Source organism: Bifidobacterium sp. LH_389, from assembly GCF_056357235.1.
This window is the reverse complement of the sequence record NZ_JBKEVR010000002.1, coordinates 184,091-200,397: the sequence shown is the minus strand read 5'-3', so window position 1 is coordinate 200,397 and position 16,307 is coordinate 184,091. Positions and strand designations below refer to the sequence as shown.

At 68.2% G+C, this 16,307-nt stretch carries 12 protein-coding genes and 1 pseudogene; 2 read left to right on the top strand and 11 right to left on the bottom strand.

Going from position 1 to position 16,307, the window contains the following annotated elements:
* Positions 1-83: 83 nt before the first annotated feature.
* Together AC1AZA_RS03240 and dtd are read left to right on the top strand one after the other, a co-directional pair.
* A pseudogene (locus tag AC1AZA_RS03240) lies at positions 84-980 on the top strand (DMT family transporter); the annotation flags it as partial.
* A gap of 176 nt (positions 981-1,156) precedes the next feature.
* Positions 1,157-1,633 carry a D-aminoacyl-tRNA deacylase gene (gene dtd / locus AC1AZA_RS03235; RefSeq protein WP_476513306.1) on the top strand — a complete coding sequence of 159 codons (477 nt, stop codon included), beginning with the start codon at positions 1,157-1,159 and terminating at the stop codon, positions 1,631-1,633.
* 160 nt (positions 1,634-1,793) lie between these two features.
* Here the strand turns inward: dtd and AC1AZA_RS03230 are convergent, their stop codons facing one another.
* The 11 genes from AC1AZA_RS03230 to rsmH all read right to left on the bottom strand — a co-directional run bounded on the left by AC1AZA_RS03230 (position 1,794) and on the right by rsmH (position 16,287).
* Complete coding sequence (locus AC1AZA_RS03230) at positions 1,794-3,275, bottom strand: cell division protein FtsQ/DivIB (protein ID WP_476513305.1); 1,482 nt, start codon at positions 3,273-3,275, stop codon at positions 1,794-1,796.
* Positions 3,272-4,867 (bottom strand): UDP-N-acetylmuramate--L-alanine ligase, encoded by a 1,596-nt coding sequence (gene murC / locus AC1AZA_RS03225; RefSeq protein ID WP_476513304.1) that lies wholly within the window; start codon positions 4,865-4,867, stop codon positions 3,272-3,274. The genes AC1AZA_RS03230 and murC overlap by 4 nt, the downstream gene beginning before the upstream one ends.
* 160 nt (positions 4,868-5,027) lie before the next feature.
* Positions 5,028-6,206: a UDP-N-acetylglucosamine--N-acetylmuramyl-(pentapeptide) pyrophosphoryl-undecaprenol N-acetylglucosamine transferase gene (locus AC1AZA_RS03220; RefSeq protein ID WP_476513303.1), complete on the bottom strand. Its 1,179-nt coding sequence runs from the start codon at positions 6,204-6,206 to the stop codon at positions 5,028-5,030.
* Positions 6,207-6,328: 122 nt separating this feature from the next.
* Complete coding sequence (locus tag AC1AZA_RS03215) at positions 6,329-7,528, bottom strand: peptidoglycan glycosyltransferase FtsW (protein WP_476513302.1); 1,200 nt, start codon at positions 7,526-7,528, stop codon at positions 6,329-6,331.
* Positions 7,512-8,963, bottom strand: a complete 1,452-nt coding sequence (gene murD / locus AC1AZA_RS03210; RefSeq protein WP_476513301.1) for a UDP-N-acetylmuramoyl-L-alanine--D-glutamate ligase — start codon at positions 8,961-8,963, stop codon at positions 7,512-7,514. The genes AC1AZA_RS03215 and murD overlap by 17 nt, the downstream gene beginning before the upstream one ends.
* A gap of 82 nt (positions 8,964-9,045) precedes the next feature.
* Positions 9,046-10,146, bottom strand: a complete 1,101-nt coding sequence (gene mraY / locus AC1AZA_RS03205; RefSeq protein ID WP_476513300.1) for a phospho-N-acetylmuramoyl-pentapeptide-transferase — start codon at positions 10,144-10,146, stop codon at positions 9,046-9,048.
* A 40-nt stretch (positions 10,147-10,186) separates the two neighbouring features.
* Positions 10,187-11,671, bottom strand: a complete 1,485-nt coding sequence (locus AC1AZA_RS03200) for a UDP-N-acetylmuramoyl-tripeptide--D-alanyl-D-alanine ligase (protein WP_476513491.1) — start codon at positions 11,669-11,671, stop codon at positions 10,187-10,189.
* Between the two features lie 133 nt (positions 11,672-11,804).
* A complete protein-coding gene (locus tag AC1AZA_RS03195; protein ID WP_476513299.1) occupies positions 11,805-12,692 on the bottom strand; it encodes a UDP-N-acetylmuramyl peptide synthase in 888 nt (295 codons plus the stop codon).
* Between the two features lie 102 nt (positions 12,693-12,794).
* The gene (locus tag AC1AZA_RS03190; protein ID WP_476513298.1) at positions 12,795-14,600 is read right to left on the bottom strand and encodes a peptidoglycan D,D-transpeptidase FtsI family protein; all 1,806 of its coding nucleotides are present in this window, start codon (positions 14,598-14,600) and stop codon (positions 12,795-12,797) included.
* Entirely contained in the window at positions 14,600-15,202 is a 603-nt protein-coding gene (gene ftsL / locus AC1AZA_RS03185) for a cell division protein FtsL (RefSeq protein WP_476513297.1), read from the bottom strand. The genes AC1AZA_RS03190 and ftsL overlap by 1 nt, the downstream gene beginning before the upstream one ends.
* Positions 15,202-16,287 (bottom strand): 16S rRNA (cytosine(1402)-N(4))-methyltransferase RsmH, encoded by a 1,086-nt coding sequence (gene rsmH / locus AC1AZA_RS03180; protein ID WP_476513490.1) that lies wholly within the window; start codon positions 16,285-16,287, stop codon positions 15,202-15,204. Before rsmH ends, ftsL begins: the two co-directional genes overlap by 1 nt.
* Between the last annotated feature and the right edge of the window lie 20 nt (positions 16,288-16,307).

The window sequence follows — 16,307 nt, the reverse complement described above, 5'->3', positions numbered from 1 at the left end:
TGATTGCCATGCGGACGCGGTGCGATCGGCCGTCACATGCACGGGTTAGCGTGGGACGAATGAGAAGCAAGGAACCGGTCGGCATGCTGTGCCTGCTGCTGACCGCATTGATCTGGGGATTCGCGTTCGTCTCCCAAGTGCAGGGCATGGATTACATGACGCCCCTGTTCTTCAACGCCGTTCGGTTCACGTTGGGCGCGATCTCGCTGTTGCCCATCCTCATCGTCACCGGCAGGCGACGCCGGAGCCCGAGCCCGCCGCAGGGCAAGGCGGGCATTGGATCGCGGCGGGACTGGCGTACGAATCCCGCCGTCGTGGGCGGCATCTGCGGCGTCATCCTGTTCACCGCGAGCACGTTGCAGCAGTACGGCATCCTCTACGGGCGCTCGGCCGGCAGGGCCGGTTTCATCACGGCGCTGTACATCGTGCTCGTGCCGTTGCTGGCCTTCGCCTTCCTGCGCCGCCGCATCACCGTGACGGTCGTGGCGAGCGTGGCCATCGCCGTGACGGGCTTCTACCTTCTGTGCATCACCGACGGCTTCGGTTCGCTCACCCTCGCGGATCTGCTGCTTCTGTTCACCGCGTTCCTGTTCGCCGCGCACATCCTCGTCATCGACGAGCTCGGCTCCGCAGTGGACGCCCTGCAGCTCTCGTTCGCCCAATTCGCCGTCACCGCCGTGCTGAGCTGGATCGGCTCGCTCGTCCAAGGCTCGGTGGACTGGCCGGGCGCCGCCTCGGCGTGGATTCCCATCCTGTACGCCGGCATCGGGTCGGTGGGCATCGCCTACACGCTGCAGGCGGTGGGCCAGCAATGGGTGCCGCCCACCCGCGCCTCGCTCATCATGAGCCTTGAATCGTTCTTCTCGGTGGTCGGCGGCGCGCTGTTTCTGGGTGAGACCATGACCGTGCGCGGATACCTCGGCTGCGCGCTCATCTTCGCCGGCACGATGTTGGCCCAGGCGCCGGCCCGGCTGCCCAAGCCGTTCGGGCGGCGGTCAGCGCAAACCGAGCAAGCAGAGCAATCCGCGCAAACCGAGCAAGCAGAGCAAACCGAGCAGGACGCACAACCTAAGCCGTCCGAGCTGCCGGAACCGTCCGAACCATCCGCATCATCCATGGGCGCAACGGCGCCGAACACAACCCCGGGGAGGCAATCATGAGAGTCGTACTGCAGCGCGTCAGCCAGGCCAGCGTGGACGTGGTGAACGAGGCCAGCGGCGAGGTCGATCCCACGTTCGAACCGCAGCAGATCGGGCTCGGATATCTGCTGCTCGTCGGCGTGGCGGACGCGGACGGCGAGCGTGAGATCGCATGGTTGGCGCACAAGATCGCCAACCTGCGGGTGTTCGAGGACGCGCAGGGCAAGATGAACCGGTCCATTCAGGATGTGGGCGGGGAGATCCTGTCGATCTCCCAGTTCACCCTGTTCGCGGACGTGCGCCGCGGCAACCGGCCGAGCTTCGTGAAGGCCGGCAAACCGGAGCATGCGGACATCACGTGGATCAAGTTCAACGAGGCGCTGCGCTCGTGCGGCATCCCGGTGCGCGAGGGCCGGTTCGGCGCGCATATGCGCGTGGGACTCGTCAACGACGGCCCGGTCACCATCGTCGTGGACACCGACGAACTGCTCTGACGAGCTGCTCTACCCGCCGCCTAGCCACCAGCCGCCGTGGTCATTCTTTCCAGTCTGTGCCCCGCAACTCGCAGATTGGAAGGATTGACCGCGAAATCCACCCTCGGAGAGCCCTTTTTGCGGTCATTCTTTCCAATTTGCGACAAACGGGACGCGGAGGTTATTTGATGATGGGCTTTCGCGGCGAGGTCACGTCGACCTGATGCTTGTCCCCGATGACGGCCGGATCACCCAGAATCTTGTTCACCTCCGCCTTCTTGAGCGTCAGCTGCGAGGCGTCGCCCCAGACGATCGTGTAGTTGCCGCCGTCGAGGACGGTGGTGACCGAGTCCTGCGTCTTCGCGGTGACCGAACCGATGCGCTGACGCATCGACTCGGGCAGGGACGCGAGGATCTGCAGCGCCTGCTGCACGGCGCGGTTCTCCAGCCCGGCGGAGACGCTGTCCACGTCAATCACCGGGATGCCGGCCACGGAGGCACCCACGGCGTTGAGCACACGCGCCTGGCTGTCCACGGCGGTCATGGCGCCGTCCGCCGACTTGAGCACGGCTGCTGGCTTCTGCGCGGCCACGGTGATGGTGAGGCCATGCGGCCATCGCTTGTCCACCTGCGCGGACGTGACGCCGGGCATGGCCTTGAGCCGGTCGGCAATGGTACCCGTGGACACCACGATGAGCGATCGACCTGCCTGTTCGGCCGCGATGGACGACACCTGTTCGGCGCTCACCCACTCGTTGGCGCCCTGCACGCTGATCCGTTCGGGCTGCAGCTTCAGCACCGGGGAGAAGAACAGCAGCCAGACCAGCGCGGCGACGAGCGCGGCCGCCAGCGCGGCGATGCCGACGCGGATGAGCACGGTGAGCGTGCGGGCCTTGCGTTCCTCCCGGGCGCGCGCGGTGAAACCGATGATCTTGGGGCGGCGGAACGGGCCGGAGCCGTCGTCGGAGCGCAGCCGCTCCCCCACCGCCCTGTCCGTCCTGAGACCGCGGGCGTCCACGAAGCCGCCCGGCAGAGAACGCGTGGGGCGGCGGTCCGGCACGGTATCCGAGCCCGCGGAGGCGGCTGCGGATCCGTTGCGGCGTGCGGCCGTGGAGGATGACGCGTAAGCGGGTGACGGGGACAGTCCGGCCGAAGCGGCCGACGCAGCCGGGCGCGACGAACGCGGCGTGCGCTGTGCCTTCGTGACGCGCGGATGGCGGACGAACCTGCGCACACCGGTGTCGGCGGCATCCGAACCGCCATGACCTGCCACGGTTCCGCCGACACCGCCGGACGGTTCAACCCGATCGGGCCGGTTCACGCGACCGGACTGCATGGTCCGTCCGGTCTGCCTGACCTTGCCGTCGCGTCCGGTCCGGCCAAGCTTGCCGGATTGCCCGGCCGTGCGAGCCTTTCCGCTGCCGCCGGCCTGTCCTGCACCGCCGGGTTGCCCCGTACCGTCATTCCGCCCGTTCAGGTCGGTCTGCCCCATGCGGCTTGCGGCGGAACGCGCGATGCGGCCGCTGCCGTTGCCGACCGACCGCCCGGAGCGGACACCACGGTTCCGCGCGGAAGCGGAGGAGTGGCCGGAGGAGGAGGAAGCGTCAGAGGAGGAAGCGCGCGGATCGTTCTCGCCGCCGGATGTGACGACGCGTCCGGTCATTGCCGCTCCGCGTCGGCGGCGGAGGCGTGGACCTGATGCATCTCGCGGTGCGCCTCGAGCACACGCAGCATGACGGTAGCCATCTGGGTCACGTCGCCGGCGCCGACGGTGAACAGCACGTCGCCGCGATGGGCGCGCATGCACAGCATCTTGGCCGCCTGGCACATGTCCGGCACGGCCCGGATCCAATCGACCGGATCGTGTTCGATGCCGGCCGCCGCGTCCACCACGGTCTGCCCGCCGACGCCCGGGAAGTTCTCTGCCTTTTCGCGCGCGGGGAAGATACAGGTGACGATCACGTCGTCCGCCTTGGCGAGCGCCTGGGCGAACTCGCGGGCGAAGAACTGCGTGCGGGAGAACAGGTGCGGCTGGAACAGCACGCGCAGCGTGGACTCCGGGTAGCGGCGGCGGGCCGCGTCGAGCAGGGCGGCGATTTCGGTGGGGTGGTGCGCGTAATCGTCCACCACGGTCACGCCTTCCACGCTGCCGCGGATCTGGAAGCGACGCGCGGCACCCTTGAAATCGGCGGCGGCCCGGGCTGCGACGTCCGGATCCATGCCGAGCAGCGTGGCCGCAAGGATGGCGGCGGTGGCGTTGCGCGCGTTGTGGATGCCGGGGATGGCGAGACTCACCGGCACGTCGCGCGCCGCGGAGCCTTCGCCGGCAAATCCCGCGGGAAGGTGGACGGTGAAGCGCTCGGCGCCGGATTCTGCCGCCTCTCGCTCGTGTTCGATGGCGACGACGGCCTCGAGCGATCCGCGCACCGCGTCGGGCAATTCCCGGCCGCCTTCGCCGGTGGTGTACACGATGGTCCGTGCGGCGACTTCGGCCGGCAGCTGCGCCAGCACGTCGCGCGCACCGGCGTCGTCGCCGCAGACGATCACGTGGTCCTGCGCATGACCGGCGTGCTCCACGAATGCGGCATGGTAGTGCGCGGCGTCGCCGTAGTGGTCCAGATGGTCCGGCTCGGCGTTGGTGATGATGGCGATGGCCGGACGGTACTTCTCGAAGCTGCCGTCGGACTCGTCCGCCTCGGCCACGAGCACGTCGCCACGGCCCGCGTGGCCGCCATCCATGACGCCGCCGTCAGGGCCCTGAATCGACCCGCCGATCGCGTAGCTCGGGTCCGCGAGTGCACCGGTGCCCGCATGCACCAGAATGTGCGCCAGCAGGGCGCTGGTGGTGGTCTTGCCGTGCGCGCCGGCCACGGTCACGCCGCGCTTGGCGGAAAGCAGAAGGGCAAGGATGTCGCTGCGGTGCACGATGCGTGTGCCGGCGGCCGCGGCGGCGACGATCTCCGGATTGTCCGGCTTGATGGCACTGGAGAACACCACAGTCTGCGCGCCGGCCACATTGCCGGCCTGCTGGCCGATGCTCACGCCGATGCCGAGCGCCTTGAGCCGTTGCGTCTTGCCGCTTTCCTCGCGGTCCGACCCCTGAACGGTCACGCCTTCCTCGTGGAGCATCTCGGCGAGCACGCTCATGCCCGCCCCGCCGATGCCGATGAAATGCGTAACGCCCAGATCCGCCACGGTTTCATCGGGGGCAAAGGACGCATGGGTGGGATCAAGCACGATGGTGGATTCGGTCACGGGACAACTCTCCTTGCACGTTTTGTCTTGGCGCTAGCGTGCGGCACCGCACTCCGGGTGCCGCGCAACGGGCCGTAGTTCATTATGGCCGCGCCACGCGACCGAACGCCCACCGGTCACCGAACGAACGGCGAGGCGGCCGGCGGGCGTGCAAACGCGACTACTCGCGCACCAGAGCCAGCACGCGGTCGGCCATGACGGCGGCGGCGTCTCGGATGCCATATCCCCACGCTGCCTTGCCCATGGCGGCGAGACGGTCATGGTCTGCCAGCAGGGCGGGCACATGGTCGAGCACCCAGCGCACGGTGAAATCGGAATCGGTGACCATGATGCCGCCTCCCGCCTCGACCACCGGCTGCGCGTTGAAACGCTGTTCGCCGTTGCCGATGGGCAGCGGCACATAGACGGCCGGCAGACCCAGTGCGGCGATCTCGCTGACAGATCCGGCGCCGGAGCGGCAGATCACCAGATCGGCGCAGGCGAACGCGAGGTCGATGCGTTCCAGATACTCGACGGCATGGTAGTCGCCCTGCCCGAGCCGATCGATGCCGAGTCCGTTGAGCACGTCCGGGCCCGCGGACCCCGCGACGAGCCGCCTGACCTCCTCGAGCTTGCCCCTGCCGGTCAGATGGACCACCTGGGCGTGGGCGAGCAGCTCACGCGCACTGCCGGCCACGGCCTCGTTGAGGCTCTGCGCGCCGAGCGAACCGCCGGTGACGAGCACGAGCGGACGGGTCGGGTCCACGCCCAGCTGGGAGGCCGCCTCCACACGGGCGAGCTGCGGGTCATGCTCCAGCCGTGCGGCCAGCGTGGCGATGGCCGGGCGCAGCGGCAGTCCCACCCGCTCGGTGACGGTCTTCGGCCCGGGTTTCAATCCCGTGCCGTCATAGGCGGTGCCGATAAAATCCGCCCAGCGGGCGCCCAGCTTGTTGGCCATGCCGGCGCGCGCGTTCTGCTCGTGGATGGCCATGGGCAGGCCCATGCGGTGCGCCGCGCGGTAGACGGGCGCGGAGATGTAGCCGCCGAATCCGCACACCACGTCCGCCTCACGGGCGGTCAGAATGGCCTTGACCTTGCGCACCTCGCGCGTCCAGCGCACCGGGAAGGTCAGGGCCGCCGCGTTGAGGGCGCGCGGGAACGGCACCTTCTCGATGGTGTCCATCTCGTAGCCGGCGGCGGGAACCAGCTGGTTCTCGAGTCCGGTGGTGCCGCCCAGCACGGTGACGACGGCGTCGGGACGGGCGACACGGATGGCGTTGGCGACGCTCAGCAACGGATTGACATGCCCCGCCGTGCCGCCACCGGCCAGGACCACATGTACCTTCTTCGTTTCACTCATGCAAGACAGCATAATCCCTTGGCGGCGCGTTCGCCGCATATGCGCCGCCAAATGCGCCGTCGCATGCGCCACCCCATAAACGACGGCCCGCCACCGTGCCGACGGCTAGCGCGGATCACCGGTCAGGCCTTGTCCAGCGCCGCGCTGATGTCTTGCTGCGAACGCATCATGCGCACCGCCACGCCGGAGGCGCCCAGACACATGATGAGCGCTGAACCTCCGGAGGACACGAACGGCATGGGCAGGCCCATGACCGGCAGCAGCCCCAGCACGACGGCGATGTTGATGAGTGCCTGACCGACGATCCACCCGCCGATGCACACCATGACCATGCTCGCGTAGGTGTCCCGGCACTGCAGCGCCACGCATACCAGACACCAGCCCATGGCCATGAAGCCGACGATGAGCAGGCCGGCGCCCACGAAGCCGAGTTCCTCGCCGATGATCGCGAAGATGAAGTCGTTGTGCGCCTCGGGCAGGTAATTCCACTTTTCGCGCGAGTTGCCGAGCCCCACGCCGAACAGGCCACCGGAACCCATGGCGAAGTTGCCGTGAATGGACTGGAAGCACACGCTCTGCGCGTCCTCCGCACTGCACGTGCCGTACGTGGCGAGGATGCGGGACATGCGGTTGCTGCTGCCGAGCACGAACACGCCTACAATGCTCACCGCGCCGACCAGCCCCACGCCGGCAAGCCATTTGATCGGGAAGCCGCCGATGAGGAAGGCGATCGCGCAGATGAGCACAATGATCATGCCGGTGCCCAGATCCTTGCCGACCATGACCAGCGCGAAGCTGACGACGGCCACGACGATCGGCAGCAGGTATGCCTTGTACCACGGCATGGAACGCATGCGACGCTGGGCGAGGATCATGCTCCCGGGCAGCCAGATGCACAGGGCGAGCTTCAGGAATTCGGCGGGCTGGAAGGAGACGCCCCCCACGCCGATCCAACCGGCGTTGCCGCCGGCGCCCACCTTCAGGGGCGTCATGGTGAGGGACTGCAGGATCCAGGCCCCACCGATGATGAACACCCCGAACCGCTGGTAGATTGCCTTAGGCACGCGATTGGCGACGGCGGCGAAGATGCAGCCGATGACGCAGAAGAGAAGTTGATCGCGCAACTCGCTCCACGGGGATTCCTTCTTGGCAACCGAATCCACGGTGGAACTCGAGAACACCATGAGCAGACCGAAGATGGTGACCACGGCCACGGCAGCCATGAACCCCCAGTAGCACCACAGCGGATTGAACAGCGTGCGCCAGCCGGTGTAGCGTCGTTCCCCGGCCGGGCGGCGGGACGGCTCAGCGTTCGCCGGCATGCTCACGCACCCAACGCGTCGCGGCGGCGGCGAAGCGGTCACCTCGATCCGCGTACGACTTGAACTGGTCGAACGAGGCGCATGCGGGCGCCATAAGCACCACGCTGCCGGGACGGGCGTACGCGCCGGCCGCATCCACGGCACGTTCCATCACGGTGGCGTCGTCCCCGTCCGGATCGATGACGGTCAGGGGGATGTCCGGGGCGCCGGCGGCGAAGGCATCGAGCATGGGCCTCTGGTCCTTGCCGATGATCACGGCGGCGGCGATGGTGTGCGCCTGATCGGCCACGAGGTCCTCGAACCGGCTGCCCTTGGCCAGTCCTCCGGCGATCCACACCACGGACTTGGGTGCGAAGCTGGACAGGGAGGCATGCGCGGCATGCGCGTTGGTGGCCTTGGAATCGTCCACGAAACGGATGGCGTCGGTGCCCTTGGGATCCGAGCCTGGCAGCGTGGCGACGGTGACGATGCGGTGGCCGCCGGGGGCGAAGTCCTGCAGCGCGCGGACGGCCGGCTCGACGCCGATGCCGTAGCCGAGCGACAGCGCCAGGGCAGTCAGGCCGTCGGCCAGAAGGTGCGGGTAGACGGTGCCGTCCGGTTCGGTCAGGTGACGGAAGGAGGAGACGGGGGCGAGTCGGTTCGCCTCGCCTGCGACGCCGCCCGCCACGCCGCTCATGTCGACCACCCAGCCGTCCTCCACGCCGATCTGCCCGGCCTGGGGAGTGCCGAGCGTGAAGCCGATCCGGCGGCATCCGGGCGCCGGTTCGGCGGCATGGGCGATGGCGGTGACGCGCTCATCGTCCGCGTTGTAGACCAGCGCGCGTTTGACGCCGCGATACACCTTGGACTTGTCGTGCGCATAGTTGTCGAACCCACCATGCCAGTCGAGGTGATCGTCTGCCAGATTGGTGATGGCCGCACAGTCGAGCTGCAGCGAATCGGTGAAGTGCATCTGGAAGGAGCTCAGCTCCACGCACAGCGCGTCGTGCGCCGGGTCTACGGCGGCGTGGGAGACGGCCTTGCCGATGTTGCCCACGGCGGGCGCGTCAAGACCGGCGGCGGTGAGCATGGCGGATGTCATTTCGGTGGTGGAGGTCTTGCCGTTGGTGCCGGTGATGCCGATCCACCCCGCGGGGGAACCGGTCTTCGCATTGTTCGTACGTAGCATCCACGCGATCTCCACCTCGCTGACGACGGGAATGCCGCGGCGCTGCGCCTCGAGGATGAACGGGGTGCGCGGGTTGAACACGGGCGAGGTCATGACGAGGTCCACGTCGTCCCACGGGATCGCGTCAAAGGATTGCAGATCGGCATCGTCGCGATGCTCGTCCACGCCGATCACCCGCTTCGCGCGGCTCGCCAGCACGCTGCGCACGCTGCGCCCGGACACGCCGAGTCCGGCGACCACCACGGTCTTGTCACTCATATCGATCATCGTCAAACCTCCGTCAATCATGCCTCGTTCAACGTTTCCGCCACTGGTCTAGCATGCCCCGGGCCGGCACGCCACGGACCGATCACACCAGACCGCTGCGTGCGGCCCAATCCCAGTAGAACAGCACCAGGGCGAGCAGCACGAAGATGAGCTCGATCATCCAGAAGCGCACCACCACGCGGGTTTCCGGCCATCCGCACAACTCGAAGTGATGGTGGATGGGCGCCATCTTGAACACGCGGCGGTGAACAAGATGGAACGAGGTGATCTGAATGACGTCCGAGCACACCTCGATCACGAACAGGCCGCCCAGGATGATGGCCAGGAATTCGGTGTGCGTGGCGATGGACAGCGCCGCGAACAGGCCGCCCAGCGCCAGCGAGCCGGTGTCTCCCATGAAGATCTCCGCCGGGTTGGCGTTGTACCACAGGAACCCGAAACAGGCCACGGCGGCGCACACGGCGATGATGGTCAGGTCCAGCGGGTCGGACACCGCATAGGAGAAGCCTTCGTGGCTGCCGCCCTTGATGTGGTAGCTCTCCCAGAACGCGATGATGGCGAAGCCGACGAACGCGATCATCGAGCTGCCCGCCGCCAGACCGTCGAGACCGTCGGTGAGGTTCACGGCATTGGTCCAGGCTGTCATGAGCAGGTTGACCCAGACGACGAACAGCACGATGGCCACCGCACGGCCGGCGAAGTCGAAGGTGAGGAACGGCGTTTCGATGAAGCTCATGCCCGGCTGGGCGCTCGGCATGCCGGATTTGGTGGGCACGAGCAGGGCCAGCACGGCGTACGCGGTGGCGAAGATGAACTGGCCGATGAACTTGCCGTGAATGGTCAGGCCCTCGTTCTGCTTCTTACGCACCTTGGCGAAGTCGTCGATGAAGCCCAGCACGCCCATGGACAGCATGGCGAAGAGCACGAGCACCGCGGACCAGGACGGCACGTCGCCGGTGCGCAGGTACCGGTAGAGCGCGGAGGCGCCCCAGCCGAGCAGGATGGCCAGATTGATGACCACACCGCCGAGCGTGGGCGTGCCGCGCTTGACCTGATGGGACTTCGGCCCGTCCTGACGGATGTACTGGCCGTAATGGAGCTTGTGCACCAGCCTGATGAGCAGCGGCGTGCACACCAGCGTCACGACGAGGGACACCAGCATTCCGATGATGAGCGCAATCACAGTTCTTTCCTTCTTGCTTGTTGCGACCTGTTTGCCGTTGCTACGCCCAGCGCTCAGCCAGCGCGCTCAGGCCGGAGGCATGCGATCCCTTGAGCAGCACCACCGGGTCGGCCGCGCCGGCCGCGAAGGCGGTCACAGCCCGGTCGGCCGCATCCACGTCATGCACCCATGCTACCGATACGTCACGCCCGGACGCCTCGCCGGCCTCGCGTGCGCCGGCGGCGATGTCCCCGGCGAGCGCGTCCAGCGCGGGGTCCGAGGCCGAACCGACGGCGACCACGGCATCCAGACCGAGCCGTGCCGCGTAGGCGCCGGTTTCGCGGTGCAGGCGGGAAGCGTCCTCGCCGAGCTCCAGCATGGCGCCGAGCACGGCCATGCGCGCGGGGGTCGGCTCGCGGGAGGCGCCCCACGCGGCCAGACCGTCGAGGCCGGCGCGCATGGAATCCGGGTTCGCGTTGAACGAGTCGTCGATGAGCGTGAAGGCCGCTCCCCCGCGCTCCACGCGGCTGACGGCCATGCGGTGGGGGCTGATGTGTCGCTGATCCTCCAGCACGCGGGCGATCCGCTCCACCGGCAGGCCGAGACGCCTGGCCACGGTGGCGGCGGCGAGCGCGTTGATCACGTTGTGGTCGCCGCAGATCGCCAGATGCACGGCCGCGGACGCGGTGCCGTCGGTGAGGGTGAAGGACGGATGGTCGAGTTCGTCGTGGTGCACGTCCATGGCCTGAAGGTCCGTGGCGCGGCCGTCGTGCCCGTCCTTGCGGCCGAACCAGACCACGTCTCCGGGGGCGATGGAGCGCATGGCGGCCACGTGCTCGTCGTCCGCGTTGAGCACCGTCACGCCGCCGGGCAGCTCGCCGCGCACGATCTCGCTCTTGGCCTGCGCGATGCGTTCCACCGAGCCGAACTCGCCCAGATGGGCCACGCCCACCTTGAGCACCACGGCCATGTCCGGCGGCACGATACCGGTCAGGTACGCGATCTCCCCCACGTGGTTGGCGCCCATCTCCGCCACGAAGTAGCGCGTGCCCGCGTTGACCTTGAGCGCGGTGAGCGGCAGGCCGATCTCGTTGTTGAACGAGCCGACGGGAGCCACGGTGGGGCCGAGTTCGGCGAGCATGGCCTTCAGCAGATCCTTGGTGGTGGTCTTGCCCACGGAGCCGGTGATGCCGACGACGGTGAACGGTTCGCCGGTCGCGCGCCGGCGCTCGATGTTGTGTCGGGCGAGCGCGCCCAGTGCCGTGACGCTGGCGTCCACGATGATCTGGGCGATCGGCGCGCCGGGCACCTCATGCTCGACGATCGCGGCCACGGCGCCCTTGTCGGCCAAGGAGGCCACGTAGTCGTGCCCGTCCACGCGCTCGCCGCGGATGGCCACGAACACCGAGCCCTCGCCGGCCTGACGGGAGTCGCTCACCGCGCTCGTGGCGAGGAGCGCCGCGGTATCGCGCACGGCGGCGGTTTCGGGCACGGTCAGCCGCCCGGCGACCGCGCGGGCGATCTCGCCGAGGGACATGGGCATCATCGTGGATTCGGATGACTGGGACGGTTCACACACGGTGGTCATCAACCTTTCAGACATTGTGCGTATCGATTTGTTCGTATCGGTTTGTTCGTATCGGTGACGGTGGGGGTTACCCGCGTTCATGACGGTTCGCTCACGACAGCTCCCGGGAGACGCGCAAGGCGTTCCTGATGTTCCCGCGGCGCACTCCGGCCGCCATCACCATGGCGATGCTGGTGGACAGCCGGGCGACGCTCGCCGGATCGTCCGTGCCGCTCGCCTGCTTGGCCAGAGCGTCGGAATCGGCGTTCCGCCACGTCAGATGGGTGTCCTCCCCGATGGGGAAGCCGTAGTCGTCGGCGGAGGCCTCGAGCAGCTGGCGCTGCGTGTCCACGCTCATCCCGGCCGCATCTGCCACGGCGATCACGTCCATGTTCACCGAGCTCAGCGCCCCGGGACGCAAGGTACCGGGTTCCACGGCAACCACCACGGCGGCCGCCCCGTCCTCCGCGCACACGGCGAGTTCGTGCTGCACCTCGAACGTGCCGAGCGGACAGCGGTGGTCGAGCTCACGGTCCAGCGAATATGATCCGCCGGCGCTCACGCGGCCCACGGGATTGCCGAGCACGTGCAGGAATTCGGACAGGACGCGAATGGTTTCGTCCGCCCCGGGGCCGACCACACCGAACATGGCGAGCGCGTCGGACGGCTTGCCCGCCAGATCCGCGGCGAGTTCGCCCAGCCGCCGGGCGTCAAGATCGCCATAGAGCACCGGCAGGTCCGCATCGGCCAGAAAACCGCGCATGGACACAGGCACGAGCACGGCGTAGGCGCCGCGGTTCAGGGCGCGGCGCAGCAGTTCCGGGGTCACCTCCTCGCCGAGCGGCACAAACAGGGTGCCGGGACGCACGGAGGAGATGTCGTCCGCAAGGGCGGTGACGGTCACGGGGGACGCGCAGGCGGGACTGACGGTCAGCCCGTACCGGCTGCACAGCGTCTCCAGCGTCGTGCGCTGCATCAACGATTCGTTCACCGCGCCCATGTCTTCCGCCTTTCCGCCCCGGCAGTCCGTCTGCCGCAATACCTTGCCACCATTGTCATCGTCTCCTCGGACCCTTCCCGTATTCCATCTTCGCCCGGTCGCTCACCAGTCCGTCGGAATCGCGTCCGTGCGCGGCGCAGAGGGCGCCACCTCGTACTTCTGCATGAGGAACTGGGCGATCTGCGCGAACACGGGGCCCGCGGTCACGCCGCCGTAGGTGCCGGTCGGATCCTTGAGCACCACGGTGATCACGTACTGGGGATTGTCCGCCGGAATGATGCCCAGCCAGTCGGCCACGATGGAGGTGAGCGCGCCGGAATCGCCGGCCACCTCGGCGGTACCCGTCTTGGCGGCCACGCGATAGCCGGGCACGGAGACCGTCTTGGAGTAGCTCTCCGCCACGGATTCCATGGCGTTGAGCACGTCGTTGGCCGCGTGCTCGTCCACCACGCGCGTGCCCGCCTCGCTCCGGTTCTCGGTTTCCTTGCCGTTGGCGTCGATCACCGAGCGGATGAGCCGCTGCTGGGGCTTGACGCCGTGGTTGGCGAACGTCTCGCCGATGCTGTTGAGCTGCAGCGCGGTCACGGAATAGCCCTGACCGAACAGCACGGTGTTGCGCGTACGGCGGTCCCACCGGTCAGCGGAGGTCAGGGCGCCCGGGGACTCGCCGGGCAGACCCAAGCCGGATGTCTTGCCCACGCCGAACTTGGCGAGGTAGTCGTAGCGCAGATCGTCCGCGTAGTTCTTGGAGGCCATGATCATGCCCACGTTCGAGGAGTTCTGCAGGATTCCGGCGAGCGTCCACCTGCTGGTGCCGTGCTCGTGCGAATCCTTGTACGTCTGGCCGTCCTCGGTGATGGTGGACGGCACGGAGAACTGGTCTGACGCCTGGTGCAGGCCCTCCTGCAGCAGTCCGGCCATGGTGATGACCTTGCCGGTGGAGCCCGGGTCGAACAGTTCGGTGCCCACGCGCGAGGTATGCATCTTGGCGTCGGAGCTGCCGGCCTGATACTGGTCGGAGTCCGCCATGGCGAGAATGTCCCCGTTCACGTTGGAGACCACGGCCATGGCCCATTTCGCGTTGTACTTGGCCTTGGCGTCCTTCAGCGCGTTCTCCACGTACCATTGCACGTCGCGGTCGATGGTGAGCCTGACCGTCGAGCCGTTGACCGGGTCCACGGACTGGGTCTGCGTGCCGGGGATCTTCTGGCCCAGATTGCCGCGCTGGTAGATCTGGTAGCCGTCGGTGCCGGTGAGCTGGTCATTCTCCATCTGTTCGAGTCCGGAGACGCCGGAGCCGGAGTCGTCCACGCCGCCGAGCAGCGTGCCGAGCAGTGCCCCGTTGGGGTACGTGCGCTGGCTGGCGTTCTGCGCGCTGACCACGCTGCTGATGTGCAACGCGTCGATCTGGCGCTTGACGGCGGGTTCCACGTCCTTGGCGAGCACAACGTAGCGGCCGGTGCCGGTGAGTTTGGCGCCCAGCTCCATGGCGTTCATGCCGAGCACGGGGGCAAGCAGGCGCGCCACGGCGGCCGGCCCGGTCTGGCCCACGTTCTGGCCGTCGATGCTGTGGCAGTAGCCGTACTGGCTGGCCTTGGCCGTGCCGCAGTCCACGGGTTCGAAGGTGCTGGCGACGAGCGGGTCTCCGATGATGGTGTAGCGCTCCACGCTCTGGGCCAGTACGTTGCCGTTCACGTCCACGATCGAGCCGCGCTGGGCGGTCAGGGTGACCTTGGTGGTGCGGCTGTTCGTGGCGGCCTGCGCGGTGGACGACCCCTCCAGCAGCTGCATGTACGCGAGCTTGCCCAACGCCGTGCATGCGATGACCGCGAAGACGAGGGAGATGGCCATCACGCGGTTGAAGAACGGCGTGTGCCTGGCAAGGATGCGCTTGAACGGTCCGCCCATCACTGTCCTTCCTTGGATTGCTCGGTCTGTTGCGTCTGCTGTTGCGCGGCGTTCGCAGCCTCGTCGTCCGCAGGCGGCTGGTAGCCCTGCAGGTCGATGGACAGCGTGCCCTGCTGGGGCACCATGCCCATCTGCGTGGCGCGCTCGGGCAACTGGGCCTCCAGCCGGTCCAGCTCGCTCTGGTAGGTCTGTGCGTCCTGGGTGAGCATGGCGATCGACCGGCTCACGCGGGCCGATTCAAACGAGTATTCGACCATCTGCGTACGCAGGGCCAGCGTGCCGAGCAGCGTGCCGCCCAGAAACGCCGCTGCGACGACGACGGTGAGGAACGGCGAACGTCGGCCGGTCACCCAGGCGAAGAGGCGCTGGAAGCCATCCGTCACGGCCTCGGCGCCGGGTTGGCGCTTACGGCCCTGAATCACGTGCAGTTCGGGTCTGCGGGTGGCGGCGGGCTGCGTGCGGGGACGCGGTTCGGCAGTGCGGGCCGGCGTGGAACGAGAGGCCTGGACGCGGGCGGTCTCGCCGGAATTCGGTGCGGCGGCGGAGACGGAACGGGCCGTGCGGGCCGGCGTGGAACGGGTCTTGCGCAGTGCTGCGGGCATCATCTCCTCCTTTCCGAACGGACATTGCGTGCCGGACGCGCGGTTGCGGACTGCGGACGTCCATGATGGGCAGGGCCTGCAACGGCGGCGCGGGCAAACTGCCGGATCCACCGCTCGGGCAGGGGGCGGGTGAGCTCCACGGCCCGCAGGCGCACGGACGCCGAACGCGGGTTCGCGGCGATCTCCGCCTCGTCGGCCTTGACCGCGCCATGCGTCAGATCGCGGAAGAACGGCAGGGCGTCCTCGGGAATGACCGGCAGACCGGCGGGCACGTCCGCGGTGAGCCCCTGCGCCATGAATCGCTTGACCGTGCGGTCCTCGAGCGAGTGGTACGACTCGACGACGATCCTGCCACCCACGGCCAGATGCGCGGCGGCCTGCGGCAAGGTGCGCGCCAGCTTGTCCAGCTCGCCGTTGACCTCGATGCGCAACGCCTGGAACACGCGCTTGGCGGGGTTGCCGGCCGGGCGGTGCGCCTGGGGCACCACGTCGTCCACGAGCCGGTTGAGCTGGCCGGAGGTGGTGAGCGGCTCGCGCTCCCGGTCGTGCACGATGCGCGCGGCGATCCTGGATGCGAAACGCTCCTCCCCGTATTCACGGAAGATGCGTGTCAGGTCCCGCACGTCGTAGCGGGCCAGCACATCCGCTGCAGTGAGCGGCTGGGAGGCGTCCATGCGCATGTCGAGCGGAGCGTCGTGCGAGTAGGAGAAGCCGCGGTCGGTCTCGTCGATCTGCAGGCTGGACAGGCCCAGATCCATGAAGACCGCATCCACGACCGTCACGCCGAGCCGGTCGAGCACGTCGCCCATCGCGTCGAAGGCGGCGTGCACCGGGGTGAACCGGTCGGCCAACCCGGCCTCACGCAGGCGGCGGGTGGCCAGGGCCAGGGCCTCGGCGTCGCGATCGATGCCGATGAGCCGGGCCTCGGGAGCAGCCTTGAGGAACGCGGTGGAATGCCCCGCCAGTCCCAGGGTGCAGTCGACCACGGTCGCGCCGGGGCGACGGGTCAGCGCCGGGGCGACGAGATCCACGCAATCCTCCAGAAGCACGGGCTTGTGGATGCGGGCGATGTCGGGGTCGTTCATCACGGATTCATTCATTGCAG

Bases quoted from the DNA above. Each gene is read 5' to 3' on its own strand.
- ftsL (WP_476513297.1), bottom strand. From the start codon at position 15,202: ATGCCCGCAGCACTGCGCAAGACCCGTTCCACGCCGGCCCGCACGGCC.
- AC1AZA_RS03230 (WP_476513305.1), bottom strand. From the start codon at position 3,275: ATGACCGGACGCGTCGTCACATCCGGCGGCGAGAACGATCCGCGCGCT.
- murD (WP_476513301.1), bottom strand. From the start codon at position 8,963: ATGATCGATATGAGTGACAAGACCGTGGTGGTCGCCGGACTCGGCGTG.
- dtd (WP_476513306.1), top strand. From the start codon at position 1,157: ATGAGAGTCGTACTGCAGCGCGTCAGCCAGGCCAGCGTGGACGTGGTG.
- AC1AZA_RS03220 (WP_476513303.1), bottom strand. From the start codon at position 6,206: ATGAGTGAAACGAAGAAGGTACATGTGGTCCTGGCCGGTGGCGGCACG.
- AC1AZA_RS03190 (WP_476513298.1), bottom strand. From the start codon at position 14,600: ATGGGCGGACCGTTCAAGCGCATCCTTGCCAGGCACACGCCGTTCTTC.
- AC1AZA_RS03215 (WP_476513302.1), bottom strand. From the start codon at position 7,528: ATGCCGGCGAACGCTGAGCCGTCCCGCCGCCCGGCCGGGGAACGACGC.
- AC1AZA_RS03200 (WP_476513491.1), bottom strand. From the start codon at position 11,671: ATGATGCCCATGTCCCTCGGCGAGATCGCCCGCGCGGTCGCCGGGCGG.
- rsmH (WP_476513490.1), bottom strand. From the start codon at position 16,287: ATGAACGACCCCGACATCGCCCGCATCCACAAGCCCGTGCTTCTGGAG.
- AC1AZA_RS03195 (WP_476513299.1), bottom strand. From the start codon at position 12,692: ATGGGCGCGGTGAACGAATCGTTGATGCAGCGCACGACGCTGGAGACG.